The organism is Quadrisphaera sp. INWT6, from assembly GCF_015390235.1.
In the GTDB taxonomy this organism is placed as follows: Bacteria; Actinomycetota; Actinomycetes; order Actinomycetales; family Quadrisphaeraceae; genus Quadrisphaera.
In genome coordinates this window covers 273,264-285,711 of record NZ_VUOH01000006.1, presented here as the reverse complement: position 1 = coordinate 285,711, position 12,448 = coordinate 273,264, and the positions used below count along the sequence as shown (strand labels likewise).

The following is a 12,448-nucleotide window of genomic DNA, read 5'->3' as shown; positions in this document are numbered from 1 at the left end:
TGAGGAGGTGACGGTGACGCACGGTGCTCGGCGCAGCGCTCGCTCGGGCGGACCGTCGCCGCATGACCCTGCTGACCCCGACCGAGACGGGCGTCCCCGCCCAGCGCGCGCCGCGCGGCGGGCTGCGCGCCGCCCTCCGCGCCTCCTCGAGCGCCACCTCGAGCGCCCCGCAGCGCCCGGCCCCGCTCTCCGAGCCCGCGCTGGACGCCGTCCTCGACGAGCTCACCGCTGAGGGCTGGACCGTCCTGGGCGGTCTCACCTGGCCGGGGCGCTGGTCCGCGGGACCGGCGCACCTGATGGTCGGGCCCGGCGGGGTCGTCGTGGTGGACGTCGACGCCCGCCCCTGGCGGCTCACCCCCGACGGCGGGCTGCGCCTCGGCCGGCGCGACGGGGTGCGCGAGGGTCGGGCGGTCGCACGGCGCGCCGCCGACGTGGCCTCCCTGCTCCGCCACGAGCACCGCGACGCGGTCCGCGCCGTCCTGTGCCTGACCTCCCAGCCCCTGCCCGCGGTCCTGCTCGAGACCGGCACCACGGTGGCGGGCACGCGGGGCCTGGCCGTGGCGCTGCGCGAGCTGCCGGTGGTGCTCGACGCCGTCGACGTCCGGGAGACCAGCGCCCACCTCCAGCGGCAGCTCGCCAGCCGCGAGCAGCGCCTCGACCGCCGGGCGGCGCTCCTCGGACTCGTCCCCGCTCCGCGGCCCGCCACCGACGCCGCCCCCGTCTTCCTGGCCGCCACCACCGCCACCACCGCTCCCGCCGCGGAGGCCGAGGCGGCGCCGTCGGTCTTCACCACCCGCCGGGAGGCGCTGGCCGCCGAGCGCGGGCGGTCGCGCCGCAGCCGCTGACGCCGGCCCGCAGCCGCGAGCAGCTACCGGGCCCGGGTCCCGGGCCCTCAGGCGGGCCATCGCACGACCACCGGCCACGCCGGTACGGTCGCGCGGTGGCCCGCCTGCTGCTGCTCAACGGGTCGCCCTGCAGCGGGAAGTCGACGCTGGCCCGCCGCTACGCCGCCGACCACCCCCTCGCGCTGGCCCTCGACGTCGACGTGGTGCGCTCCCTCCTCGGCGGCTGGGTCGACGACCCGCAGGCCTCCGGGGCCGCTGCGCGGGCGCTGGCCCTCGCGATGGCGCGCACCCACCTGATGGCGGGCCACGACGTCGTCGTCCCGCAGCTGCTGGCGCGGGTGGCGTTCATCGACCAGCTGGAGGCGCTCGCGGGCGAGGTCGGTGTGCCGTTCGACGAGGTGGTCGTGCAGGCGGGCCTCTCCGAGGTGCTGGCCAGGTTCCGCGAGCGCTCGGCGCTCGCGAGCCGCCAGGAGCACCGCGACGCGGCCGAGCTGGTCCGCCGGGCCGGTGGCGAGGCCGACCTGGTGACCACCCACGAGCGCCTCACCGCGCTGGTGGCGACGCGGCCGCGGGCCCGCCGCGTCGGAGGTGGCGGCGCGACGGTCGAGGACACCTACGCCCAGCTGCTCGACGTCCTCCGACCGCCCGGGGCGGCCTGACCCGCGCGGCGCGGTCAGGCGGTGTGAGACCCCGGCTCAGCGTCAGGTCCTGCAGGGCAAGTCCGGCCTGGAGGGTCTGACACTGCGCGACCGTCTGACACTGCGCGACCGTCTGACACTGCGCGGAACAGCGTGGACGGCAGTGGCGCGAGTGGGCCACGCTCGGGACGTGGACGACCACGAGCGCACCCGGTCCGCTTGGGAGGAGGCCTCGCAGAAGCACGTCCGCGAGCACGAGGACCTCCTCGACGAGGCGCGCGTGGCGCGGCTCACCGGGGTGGAGCGCGACGTCCTCGCTCCCGTGCTCACCAGCGGCCCCCGAGTGCTCCACCCGCAGAGCGGTCACGGCGTGGACGACGCCGCGCTGGTGCACGCCGGGGCCGCGAGCGTGCTCGGTCTCGACTACAGCCCCACGGCGGTCCGTGCCGCGCAGCTCCGGGCGGACGCGCTTAGGCTGCCGTGCCGGTACGAGGTCGCCGAGCTGCCGCCCCTCCCGGTGCCCACGGCGTCGGTCGACCTCGTCTACACCGGCAAGGGAGCGCTGGGGTGGGTGCGCGACCTGCCGGCCTGGGCCCGTGAGGTGCGGCGCGTCCTGCGCCCTGGAGGGCACCTGTTCGTCCTCGAGGCGCACCCGCTCGTCCCGCTGTGGACCTGGGAGCCCGACGAGGCGCGCGTGCGCCCCGACCGGAGCTACTTCGCGCGGGAGCACACCAACGACTCCTTCCCGGCCCTCGGCGCCGTGGAGACCCAGCGCACCCTCGCCGAGGTGGTGATGGGTGTGGTCGGCGCAGGGCTGCACCTCGTGCACCTCGTCGAGCACCCCGAGCCGTTCTGGCGCCCGGGCGGCGTCGAGGCCGCCGCCTGGGACGGTCGGCTCCCCAACGCGTTCACGCTGCTCGCCCGCGTCCCAACGCCGGCGGCCGAGGGGCTTCCGATCTGACGCGGCGCCGTCGTCGTCACCCCCGCCGGTCGAGCGGGTGGCGGCGGACCACGCCGGTGGCGGCCCAGGCGGTCGTCGCGGCGAGCGGTCGGCCGACGGGTCGCCGTCGTCATCGCCCCGCGGCGGCGGGGCCGCCAGGGAGCACAGGCCGTGGTGCCACATCCACACGTGCGCGTACCTGTCGACGAGCGGCAGGACCAGCCAGGCGCGGACCCACCAGGGCAGGGCCTGTGGACAGGACGTCAGCCCTCCGGACGGTGTCCAGTTCCACCCCGGCAGGACCCCGGGAGGTGGCACGACGCCGCTGAGCGTGGGCACGTCCACGCCGTCAGCTCCTCGAGCAGGCGCAGGCCCTCCTGCTCGAAGGCGCCGTCACCGACGAGGTGGGCCCAGCACGCCGTCCCCACCGCCTCGCGCACCCGCGTCCGCCGCCAGCTCCCGTCCTCGCGCGGGTCGCTGCCGTACCCGGTCAGGAAGGCCGTCTCCAGGTCGGGCCGGCCCACCCAGTCGCGCTGGACCAGGCGCACCAGGTCGCTCTCGGCCGGGCGCAGCGCGGCGCGGCCGAAGTCGATGACGCCGACCCGAGAGGTGGTGCGGCCGTCGTCGACCACCCAGTTGCGGGGGTGGAAGTCACCGTGGGTGGGCACCAGGACCGCCGGGTGCTCGGGCCAGGACCCGACCTCCTCGGCCAGCCGGCGCGCGGTGTCCACCGGGATCGCGTGGGGACCGGCGAGCCACCGCCGGGTCTTGGTGTTCGCCGCCACCTCGAAGCCGGCGTCGTGCACGGCCTCCTGCTGGTGGAGCTTCGCGAGCAGCTCGCCCGCCTGCCGGTGCACGTCGGGGTCGGTGGCCGCGGGGGTGCCCTGCGCCAGGTCGCCGGGCAGCCACCGCGTGACGACGACGCGCGCCCCCTCGTCGGCGTGCAGCAGCGCAGGGGCGCGGCCGGCGCTGGCCCACGGCTGCAGCCATCGCCGGTGGGCCTCGACCTCCCGGGCGATGTGGTGGTCCTGCGGTCCGCCGGCCTTGACGACCACGAGCCCGCCGCCGTGGCGCACCTGCAGGACGGTCGTCTCGACGAGGCCCCAGCTGAGGTCGGCCTCGACGACGGCCCCGGGCAGCCACCCCTCGACGAGGCGGCGCTGCTCGATGGCGAGCCCCGGCCAAGTGTGCACGGGTCCCAGGATCACGGTCGTGGGGCGGGGTGGCTCAGGACGGCGAGGGCCGTGGCGACCACGAGGGGGAGCAGCTCCCGCTGGGCCGGTGGGGCGGCGCCGGCGGTGAGGGGCGGCTGCTTGCACGCGAGCGTGCACACGGCCAGCGCTCCCAGGGCTCCGGTGACGGCCAGCGTCCGCGCGACGTCGTCGCTCCCCTCGACCACCCCGAACGCGGCGAACAGGTCGACGGCCACCTGGTGCAGCGAACGGCCCAGCGCGGTGTCCTGGGCGAGCGTGGCGCTCGCGAGCAGGAGCGCGGCGCACCCCGGCTGCTGGTCGGCCAGGCCGGCGAGCGAGGTCACCACGGCCTCGTCGCGCGCGCGTCCGAGGGGGAGCGCCTCGGCGGTGGTGCGGACGTCGCGCACGAGCTCCTCGCAGCGGGCGACGACGGCGGCGACCACGGCGTCCTTGGAGGCGAAGTGGTGCAGCACCCCGGCCTTGGAGTACCCCGCCGCCTCCGCGATCGACTGCAGCGAGGTGCTCTCGGCCACCGGCCGGGCCATCAGCCCCGCGGCGACGTCGACGATGCCCCGCTCGATCTCCTGGGTGGTCGGCCGGTGCAGCACAGGCGCGACCGTAGCGGCCGACGACCTCCACCGACCAATCCGGTCGGTGGCCGACCAGATCGGTGTGTAGCCTCGGCGCGTGTCCTTCCTGCTGCAGCGGCTCGGCCGCGCCTGCTCCTCGCGCCGCTGGCTGGTCCTGACCGTCTGGCTGGTGGTCCTCGCCGCCGTCGGCGGTGCCGCCGCCGCGTTCAGCAAGCCGTTCACCGCCGACGTCACGATCCCCGGCCTGGAGTCGACGCGCGCGCTGACCACGCTCGACGAGCGCTTCGGCGCCGCCGCCGGCGGTGGCGACGGCGCCACGGCCCGCGTGGTGGTCGAGCTGCCGGAGGGACAGGCGGTCACCGACCCCGCGAACGCCCAGCGCCTCGGCGCCCTGGCCGCCGAGCTCGGGGCGCTGCCGCAGGTGGTGGCCGCCTCGAACCCCCTAGACCAGGCGAACCCCACCGTCTCGCCCGACCTGCGCGCCGCCTACGTCGACGTCACCTACGCCGTGCCCACCGGCGGCATCACCGAGGACTCCCGCGCGGCGCTGACCAGCGCCGTCGAGGGCGCCGCCACCGACGGGTGGGACGCCGCCGTCGGCGGCCAGGCCGTCACCGACCCCGCGGCCCTGGGCGGCGTGGGCGAGGTGCTCGGCGTCGTCGTCGCCGTCGTGGTGCTGCTCGTCACCTACGGCACCCTCGTGGCCGCGGGCCTGAACCTGCTGACGGCCCTCATCGGCGTCGGCGTGGGGGCGCTCGGCATCGTCGCCGCCACCGCGCTCACCGACCTGCAGTCGACCACCACGATCCTCGCGGTGATGCTCGGTCTCGCCGTCGGCATCGACTACGGCCTCTTCGTCCTGTCCCGGCTGCGGCAGGAGCTGCTGCTCGGCAGGCCCGTCCCCGAGGCGGTCGGCCTGGCCGTGGGCACCGCCGGCAGCGCCGTCGTCACCGCTGGGCTCACGGTGGTCATCGCGCTGGCGGGCCTGGCCGTGGTCGGCATCCCCTTCCTCACCCAGATGGGCATCGCCGCCGCCGCGACCGTGGCCGTCGCCGTCCTGGTGGCCCTCACCCTGCTGCCCGCGCTCGCGAGCATCGCCGGGACGCGGGTGCTGAGCCGCCGCCAGCGGCGCCACCTGCAGCGGGTGCTGGAGAACAGCGACCAGCTGGACGTCGAGCCGCACGCCCAGCACGCGCACGCCGCGCGGTCGACCGGGCTGCTGCCGGCGTGGGCGCGCTTCGTGGTGCGCCGGCGCCTGGTGAGCGTGCTGTCCGTCGTCGTCCTGCTCGGGCTGGTGGCGGTGCCGGTGTTCTCGCTGCGCACCACCCTCGGCGACGACAGCACCGCCGAGGAGGGCAGCCAGCAGCGGCGCGCCTACGACCTCGTGGCCGAGCACTGGGGTCCCGGCGTCACCGGGCCGCTGCTCGTGCTGGTCGACGGCGGCTCCGACCCCGCGGCCCAGGCCGCGCAGCTCGTGTCCGAGGTGCAGGGGCTGGGCGACGTCGCCACCGACCTGCCGGGCGGAGGCGTCATCGGTCCCGTCCCCTCACCCGACGGCACCGCGGCCCTGGTCACCGTCATCCCCGCGAGCGGCCCGTCGACCGACGAGACCACGCAGCTCGTCTCCGACATCCGCGCCCTGCCGTCCAGCGGTGACGGTGAGGTCAGCGTCACCGGCTCGACCGCCGTCAGCGTCGACATCTCGGCCAAGCTCAACGGCGCGCTGCCGGTCTACCTCGCCGTGGTCGTCGGCCTCGCGCTGGTCCTGCTGCTGCTCGTGTTCCGCTCGGTCCTCGTGCCGGTCACCGCGGTGCTGGGCTTCCTGCTGACCGTGGGGGCCGCCCTCGGCGCGACCGTCGCCATCTTCGAGTGGGGCTGGCTGCAGCAGCTGGTCAACACCTCGACCGAGGCGCCGATCATCTCCTTCGCGCCGATCCTCGTGGTGGGCATCCTCTTCGGCCTGGCGATGGACTACCAGATCTTCATCGTCAGCCGGATCCACGAGGCGCACTCGCGCGGGACCGAGCCCACCGCCGCCGTCGTGTCGGGCTTCCGGGCGGCGGCCCCCGTGGTGCTGGCCGCCGCCACGATCATGCTGTCGGTCTTCGGGGGCTTCGTGCCCGAGGGGAACGCGACCATCAAGCCGATCGCGTTCGCCCTCGCCGTCGGGGTGCTCTTCGACGCCGTGCTCGTGCGCATGGTGCTCATCCCGGCCGTGCTCGCGCTGCTCGGGCCCGCGGCCTGGTGGCTCCCGCGCTGGCTGCGGTGGCTGCCCGAGCTCGACGTCGAGGGCCGTGCCCTGGAAGGCGCCGAGCCCGAGCGCGCGCCGGTCAGATGACCGCGAACAGCACGTACCCGGCCGCCGCCATGCCGAGCACCAGGACCGACAGGACGACGGGGGAGCGCAGCACCCCCGGCTCGCGGGGCACGGCCCGCTCCGCGGCGGGCGTCAGCGACCAGACCAGGCCGCGGAGCTCCGCCTCGGGCTTGGGCGTGCCGCCCTGCGAGACGAGCCACCCGACGAGCACGGCGACGACGGTCGCGACGCCGCCCCCGAGGAAGCTCGAGCCCTGGCCCGACAGCGCGATGGTGCCGGTCTGGTTGAGGACGAAGACGACGACGGCGCCGAGCGTGCCGCTGACCAGCCCCCAGAACCCGGCCGACCCGGTCATGCGCTTCCAGAACAGGCCCAGCACGAACACCGCGAACAGGGGGACGTTGAAGAAGGAGAACAGGGTCTGGATGTAGTCCATGATGTTGGTGAAGCCAGCGGCGATGAACGCCGTGCCGATGGCCAGCGCGGTGCCGATGACGGTGACGGCGCGGCCCACCCGCAGGTAGTGGGCGTCGTCCCGGCCGGGGCGCACCCAGTCCTGCCAGAGGTCGTAGGTGACCACGGTGTTGAACGAGCTGACGTTGGCGGCCATGCCCGCCATGAACGCGGCGAGCAGGCCGGCGAGGGCCACACCCAGGAAGCCGTTGGGCAGCAGCTCGTCCAGCAGCAGCGGCACGGCGTCGTTGTAGGTCGCTCCGCCGGAGTCGCCCCCGGTCTTCAGGGCGCTGATGCCCGGCACCAGCACGGCCGCGACCATGCCCGGGATGATGATGACCAGGGCGATCAGCACCTTGGGGAACGCCGCGATCAGGGGCGTGCGCTGCGCCGCGGAGGCGCTGCGGGCGGAGAAGGCGCGCTGCACCTCGGTGAAGTTGGTGGTCCAGTACCCGAACGACGTCACGAAGCCCAGGCCCAGCACCACGCCGATGGTCGAGCCGGCGCTGTTCATGATCCCGGTCAGGTCGCTGGCGGGGAACGCCTGCAGCATCGAGCCGCTGCCCTGGTCGGTGAGCTGCTCGACCAGGCCGCCCCAGCCGCCGACGCGGTGCAGGCCGATGAGCGTCAGCGGCACCATCGTGGCGACGATGACGAAGAACTGCAGCACCTCGTTGTAGATCGCCGCCGACAGCCCGCCGAGGAACGTGTACGCCAGCACGATGACGCCGGCCAGCACGATGGCGAGCCACGTGGGCAGGCCCAGCAGCGCGTTCACCACGATCGCCATCGCGTACAGGTTGACGCCGGCCAGCAGCACCGAGGCCAGGGCGAAGAGCAGGCCCTGGAGGCGCTGGGTCTTGGCGTCGAAGCGGCGGCCCAGGAACTCGGGCACGCTGCGGACCTTCGAGCCGTAGTAGAAGGGCATCATCACCAGGGCCAGGAAGACCATGGCCGGGATGGCGCCGATCCAGTAGTAGTGGAACGCCTGCTCCCCGAACTGCGCGCCGTTGGCCGCCTGCCCGAGCAGCTCGATGGCGCCCAGGTTGGCCGAGACGAACGCCAGGCCCGTCACCCACGCCGGCAGCGACCGCCCCGAGAGCAGGAAGTCGAGGCTGGAGGAGATCCGTCGGCGCGCCAGCAGGCCGATGCCCAGGACGACCACGAAGTAGAGGGCCACGAGGACGTAGTCGCCGGCGCCGGCGTCGATGCGCGTGGCCCCGGTGGTGCCGGCGGCCAGCACGGACGTCGGCACGGAGGTCGTCACGGAGGCGGTCACGGCGGTCACCGGTCGCCCCCGTCGGCCGCACCGCTCGTGGCGTCGTCGTCGAGCGCCTCGCGCACGGCCGGGTCGTCAGCCGTGAGCGGCTTGGCCACCACCCAGGCCACGAAGACGGCACCCACCACGAGCATGCCGAGCCCGGCCCACAGGTTGAGGTTGACGCCGCCGGTCTTCTCCGCCGCCTCCGGCGGGAAGGACACCAGCCCCCAGACCAGGCAGACCAGGCCGTAGACGACGAACAGCGCGCCGATCACCGACCTGATGTCGAAGGCCAGGTCGGCCAGCTTCGCGGACCGCTTCGGCACGGTCGTCCTCCAGTGCTCTCGCCCGCCCCGGTGGGGCCTGCGGCGTCCCGACGGCGTCGCAGCGATGAGAACGCTCACACCGTTGCCTCAAGACAGCAAATCGGGCGACCGGGGAACAGTGCGCGAGCGCCTTCGGCTGCACCTGGTCCCGGCGCCCCGCGCCGCCTCCACCGGAAGGTCTGCTGTGAGCACCCCCGCCCCGTCGTCCACCCCTCCGACCGGCGCGCTGCTGGACGCGCCGCCCGACCGCGCCCCCACCCCCGTGCGCACGCCGCCCGAGGGCGCCCACGCGCTGGTGGTCGGCGCGAGCGGCATCAGCGGGTCGGCGCTCGTGCGCCAGCTGGGTGCGGCGGGCTGGCGGGTGACCGGCCTGTCGCGCTCACCGGTGCCGGGCTCGCCCGCCGGACACGTCGCGGCAGACCTGCGCTCGCCCGAGTCGCTGCGCGAGGCCCTCGGCGACCTCGGCCCCACCCACGTCTTCATCACCGCCTGGTCGCGCCAGGAGACCGAGGCCGAGAACATCCGTGTGAACGGCGGCATGGTCCGCGACCTGCTCGCCGTCCTCGGGCCGCAGGGGACGCTGCGCCACGTCGCGCTGGTCACGGGCCTGAAGCACTACCTGGGCCCGTTCGAGGCCTACGGCCGGGGCGACCTGCCGGACACGCCCTTCCTGGAGGACGCCGAGCGCCTGCCCGTCGACAACTTCTACTACGTGCAGGAGGACGAGCTCTTCGCGGCGGCCGCCGCGCACGGGTTCACCTGGAGCGTCCACCGCTCCCACACGGTCATCGGCCACGCGGTGGGCAACGCGATGAACCTGGCCTCGACCCTGGCCGCGTACGCCGGGATCCAGCGCCACCTCGGCCGTCCGCTCGTCTTCCCCGGGTCGCGCGCGCAGTGGGACGGCGTCGTCGACCTCACCGACGCCGACCTCCTGGCCGACCACCAGCTCTGGGCAGCGACGACCCCTGCCGCCGCCGACACGGCCTTCAACGTCGTCGACGGCGACCTGGTCCGGTGGCGCCGCCTGTGGCCGCGGCTCGCGGAGCACCTCGGCGTCGAGGCGCAGGGCCCCGGCGACGAGCCCCAGCCCCTCGAGCAGCAGATGGCCGGCGCCGAGGACGTCTGGGCGGAACTGGTCGCCCAGCACGAGCTGGTGGAGCCGGACCTGGCGCGCGTCGCGTCCTGGTGGCACACCGACGCCGACCTCGGCCGCGAGGTGGAGGTGTTCGCGGACGTGACGCGAAGCCGCCTGCTGGGGTGGACCGGCTTCGTCAGCACCGAGCGCGCGCTGCTGCGCCTGGTCGACCGCTACCGCGCCGAGCGCCTCGTGCCGTAGCGCGCGAGGCGCTCGGCTCGGTAGCGGCTCAGCGCAGGACGACGGCGACCACCGCGACGTCGTCGGACGACGGCGCCGGCAGCATCGCCGCGAGCACCGCGTCGACCAGCTCCTCGGGGTCGCCGGTGGTGCTCGCGGCGCGGGCGGCCGCCTCGCGCAGCAGGGCGATGCCCTCGCCGAGCGGCTGGTCGCGGCGCTCCACGAGGCCGTCGGTGTAGAGGAGCAGCGTCTCGCCGGCCCGCAGGCGGCTGCGGGTCAGCCGTCGCTGCGTGCCGGGCTCGATGCCCAGGAGCAGGTCGGTGTCGGCGGCCTCCAGCAGGCGCACGCCGCCGTCGGCGCCGATGAGGAGCGGCGGCGGGTGGCCCGCGTTCGACCACTCCAGCACCGTCGAGGGCTGCTCGTCGGGCTGCTCGTCGGGGGTCGGCAGCCGCACCACCGAGGCGGTCGCGGGGGTGTCGATGCCGGAGGCGCGCATCAACACGTCGGTGCGCGTGAGCACCTGGGCGGGGTCGTCGTCGCCGACCATGCCCAGGGTCCTCACGATCGAGCGCAACTGGGCCATGGCGGCGGCGGCCAGGGTGTCGTGGCCCATCACGTCGCCGATGACGACGACGGCGGAGCCGCCGGGCTGGGCGTACACGTCGTAGAAGTCGCCGCCCACCTGGGCGGCCTCCGCGGCGGCCACGTAGCGGACCGCCACCTTGACGTGCTCGGGCGCGGCGTTGGGTGACAGGTGCAGCAGCGACCGCTGCAGCCCGGCGGCCAGGTCGCGCTGCTGGCGGTACAGGCGGGCCCGGTCGAGCGCGAGCCCGGCGCGGGTGGCGATGTCGCGTGCCAGGGCGAGGTCGTCGTCGGTGAGCGGCGCGCGACCGGGGCCCGTGCCCAGCGTCATGACGCCGAGGGTCCGCTCGCGGCTGCGCAGCGCCACGGTGGTCATCGAGGAGGGCTGCAGCTCGGCCAGCGCGTCGCGGGCCGGGCCGCGGCGCATCAGCCCCGCCAGGCCCTCGGCGGTGTCGAGCGCAGAGGCCCGCTGGGCGTCGTCGTCGCCCAGGCGCGAGCCACCGGGGCGCGTCACCAGCCCGAGGGCGTCGCGTCCCCGGGCGGTCAGTGCGGCCAGGCGCCCCTGCGCGTGCCGGCCCAGCGCGTCGCGGAGGTCGGGGTCGTGGTGGTGCCAGGCGACGTCGTGCAGGCCGAGGCGCGCCGACGCGGGGGCCGAGGGCGCGGTGGCGGCCACGACAGGACCGACCGGCCCGCCGGCGGACCGGCTCTCCGGTGAGGCGAGCACGGCGTCGTCGCCGACGACGGCGAGGACGGCGAAGTCGGCGACGGACGGGACCAGCAGCTGGACCAGGCGGTCGCAGGCCTGGCGGGCGTCGGTGGTGGCCGACAGCTGCGTGCTCACCTCGGCGAGCAGCTGGAGCCGGCTGTGGGCCTCCTCGGCCGCGGTGCGCGCGGCCTTCTCGGAGGCCAGGGCGCGGTCGCGCTCGGCGTCGGCCGCCACCCGGCCCGAGACGTCGGTCTGGATGCCGACGTAGTGCGTCACCCGGCCGTCGGCGTCGGTGATGGGGCTCATCGCGACCTGGTTCCAGAACGCGGTGCCGTCGGCGCGGAAGTTCAGCAGGGTCTCGGTGACCGAGCGTCCCGTGTCGAGGGCCTCGCGCATGCGCTGGGTGGTGGCGCGGTCGGTGCCGGGCCCCTGGAGGAAGCGGCAGTTGTGCCCGACGGCCTGCTCGAAGGTGTAGCCGGTCACCGCCGTGAAGGCCGGGTTGACCCAGACCAGCGGCATGTCCTCGACGTTCGCGTCGGCCACGGTGAAGGACAGGCCCGTGGCCAGCACGGCGGCCTCGCGCACGGCGACGGCGTCGGAGGGGGCGGGCTGCAGCTCGGGGGCGGCCGAGGCGGACGCCGTGCGGGCGTGGGCGGCCTCGGCGCGCTCCTGCAGCTCGTCGCGGTCTCGCACGGGCAGGAACACCACGAGCGCGTGGCCGCGCAGGTTCGGGGCGTCGTCGAGGGGGAGGGCCACCACCCACAGCGGCTCGCGCCGTTCGCCCAGGTCGCTGGAGCGGGCCGCGGAGACTCCCTGGCCGGCGACGGGCTCGAACCTGGCGATGCGCGACAGGGGGTGGGCGGTCTCGTCGAGCGCCTCGCCGTCGATGTCGCGCAGGTCGGCCGCGGCGGCCCACTCGTCGGCGCCGACCGGCAGGGCCAGAGACGGCGCCATCTGCACCGCCACCTCGTTGGCGTACAGCACCCGCCGGGCCTCGAGGTCGACCATGAGCACCGCCGCCGGCGCCTCCGGTCGCACCTGGGCGACGCCGCGCGGCAGCACCCGCCCGGAGACGGGCGAGGACGGCGGCGTGCTGCGGCGCTGACCGGGGACCTCGTGCGCCTCGGTCGTCTCGGACCCGTCCACCCTCGTGCTCACCCTCCGCCGTCGTTGGTCTGGTTCGTCACCGCTGGTGGAGCTGGGGAGCCCCGGGTGCCCGGTGCACCCGGCCTGTTGACCTACACCGTAAGCACCACCAGGGCGGATGACACGCGGGAGG

Annotated in this window: 10 protein-coding genes; 5 read left to right on the top strand and 5 right to left on the bottom strand. The window is 75.5% G+C overall.

Going from position 1 to position 12,448, the window contains the following annotated elements; translation table 11 throughout:
* Positions 1-62: 62 nt before the first annotated feature.
* The 3 genes from F1641_RS18700 (at position 63) to F1641_RS18690 (ending at position 2,444) form a co-directional block, all read left to right on the top strand.
* A complete protein-coding gene (locus F1641_RS18700; RefSeq protein WP_194907997.1) occupies positions 63-845 on the top strand; it encodes a hypothetical protein in 783 nt (260 codons plus the stop codon).
* Positions 846-940: 95 nt separating this feature from the next.
* Positions 941-1,504, top strand: coding sequence for an AAA family ATPase (locus tag F1641_RS18695; protein ID WP_194907996.1), 564 nt, complete (start codon positions 941-943; stop codon positions 1,502-1,504).
* A 169-nt stretch (positions 1,505-1,673) separates the two neighbouring features.
* Complete coding sequence (locus tag F1641_RS18690) at positions 1,674-2,444, top strand: class I SAM-dependent methyltransferase (RefSeq protein WP_194907995.1); 771 nt, start codon at positions 1,674-1,676, stop codon at positions 2,442-2,444.
* Between the two features lie 242 nt (positions 2,445-2,686).
* Here the strand turns inward: F1641_RS18690 and F1641_RS18685 are convergent, their stop codons facing one another.
* A complete protein-coding gene (locus tag F1641_RS18685; RefSeq protein WP_194907994.1) occupies positions 2,687-3,616 on the bottom strand; it encodes a phosphotransferase enzyme family protein in 930 nt (309 codons plus the stop codon).
* Positions 3,617-3,627: 11 nt separating this feature from the next.
* Entirely contained in the window at positions 3,628-4,224 is a 597-nt protein-coding gene (locus F1641_RS18680; RefSeq protein WP_194907993.1) for a TetR/AcrR family transcriptional regulator, read from the bottom strand.
* A 79-nt stretch (positions 4,225-4,303) separates the two neighbouring features.
* Here F1641_RS18680 and F1641_RS18675 point away from each other — a divergent pair, with 79 nt between their 5' ends.
* On the top strand, positions 4,304-6,544 hold the full coding sequence (locus F1641_RS18675) for an MMPL family transporter (RefSeq protein ID WP_194907992.1): 2,241 nt from the start codon (positions 4,304-4,306) through the stop codon (positions 6,542-6,544).
* Here the strand turns inward: F1641_RS18675 and F1641_RS18670 are convergent.
* Both F1641_RS18670 and F1641_RS18665 read right to left on the bottom strand, forming a co-directional pair.
* On the bottom strand, positions 6,537-8,219 hold the full coding sequence (locus F1641_RS18670; protein WP_375541513.1) for a sodium:solute symporter family protein: 1,683 nt from the start codon (positions 8,217-8,219) through the stop codon (positions 6,537-6,539). The genes F1641_RS18675 and F1641_RS18670 overlap by 8 nt on opposite strands.
* Before the next feature lie 41 nt (positions 8,220-8,260).
* Positions 8,261-8,563: a hypothetical protein gene (locus F1641_RS18665; protein ID WP_206691469.1), complete on the bottom strand. Its 303-nt coding sequence runs from the start codon at positions 8,561-8,563 to the stop codon at positions 8,261-8,263.
* A gap of 262 nt (positions 8,564-8,825) precedes the next feature.
* Here F1641_RS18665 and F1641_RS18660 point away from each other — a divergent pair, with 262 nt between their 5' ends.
* Positions 8,826-9,902 carry an SDR family oxidoreductase gene (locus F1641_RS18660; RefSeq protein ID WP_375541512.1) on the top strand — a complete coding sequence of 359 codons (1,077 nt, stop codon included), beginning with the start codon at positions 8,826-8,828 and terminating at the stop codon, positions 9,900-9,902.
* A gap of 28 nt (positions 9,903-9,930) precedes the next feature.
* Here the strand turns inward: F1641_RS18660 and F1641_RS18655 are convergent, their stop codons facing one another.
* On the bottom strand, positions 9,931-12,327 hold the full coding sequence (locus F1641_RS18655) for a SpoIIE family protein phosphatase (protein WP_194907990.1): 2,397 nt from the start codon (positions 12,325-12,327) through the stop codon (positions 9,931-9,933).
* Positions 12,328-12,448 lie beyond the last annotated feature (121 nt).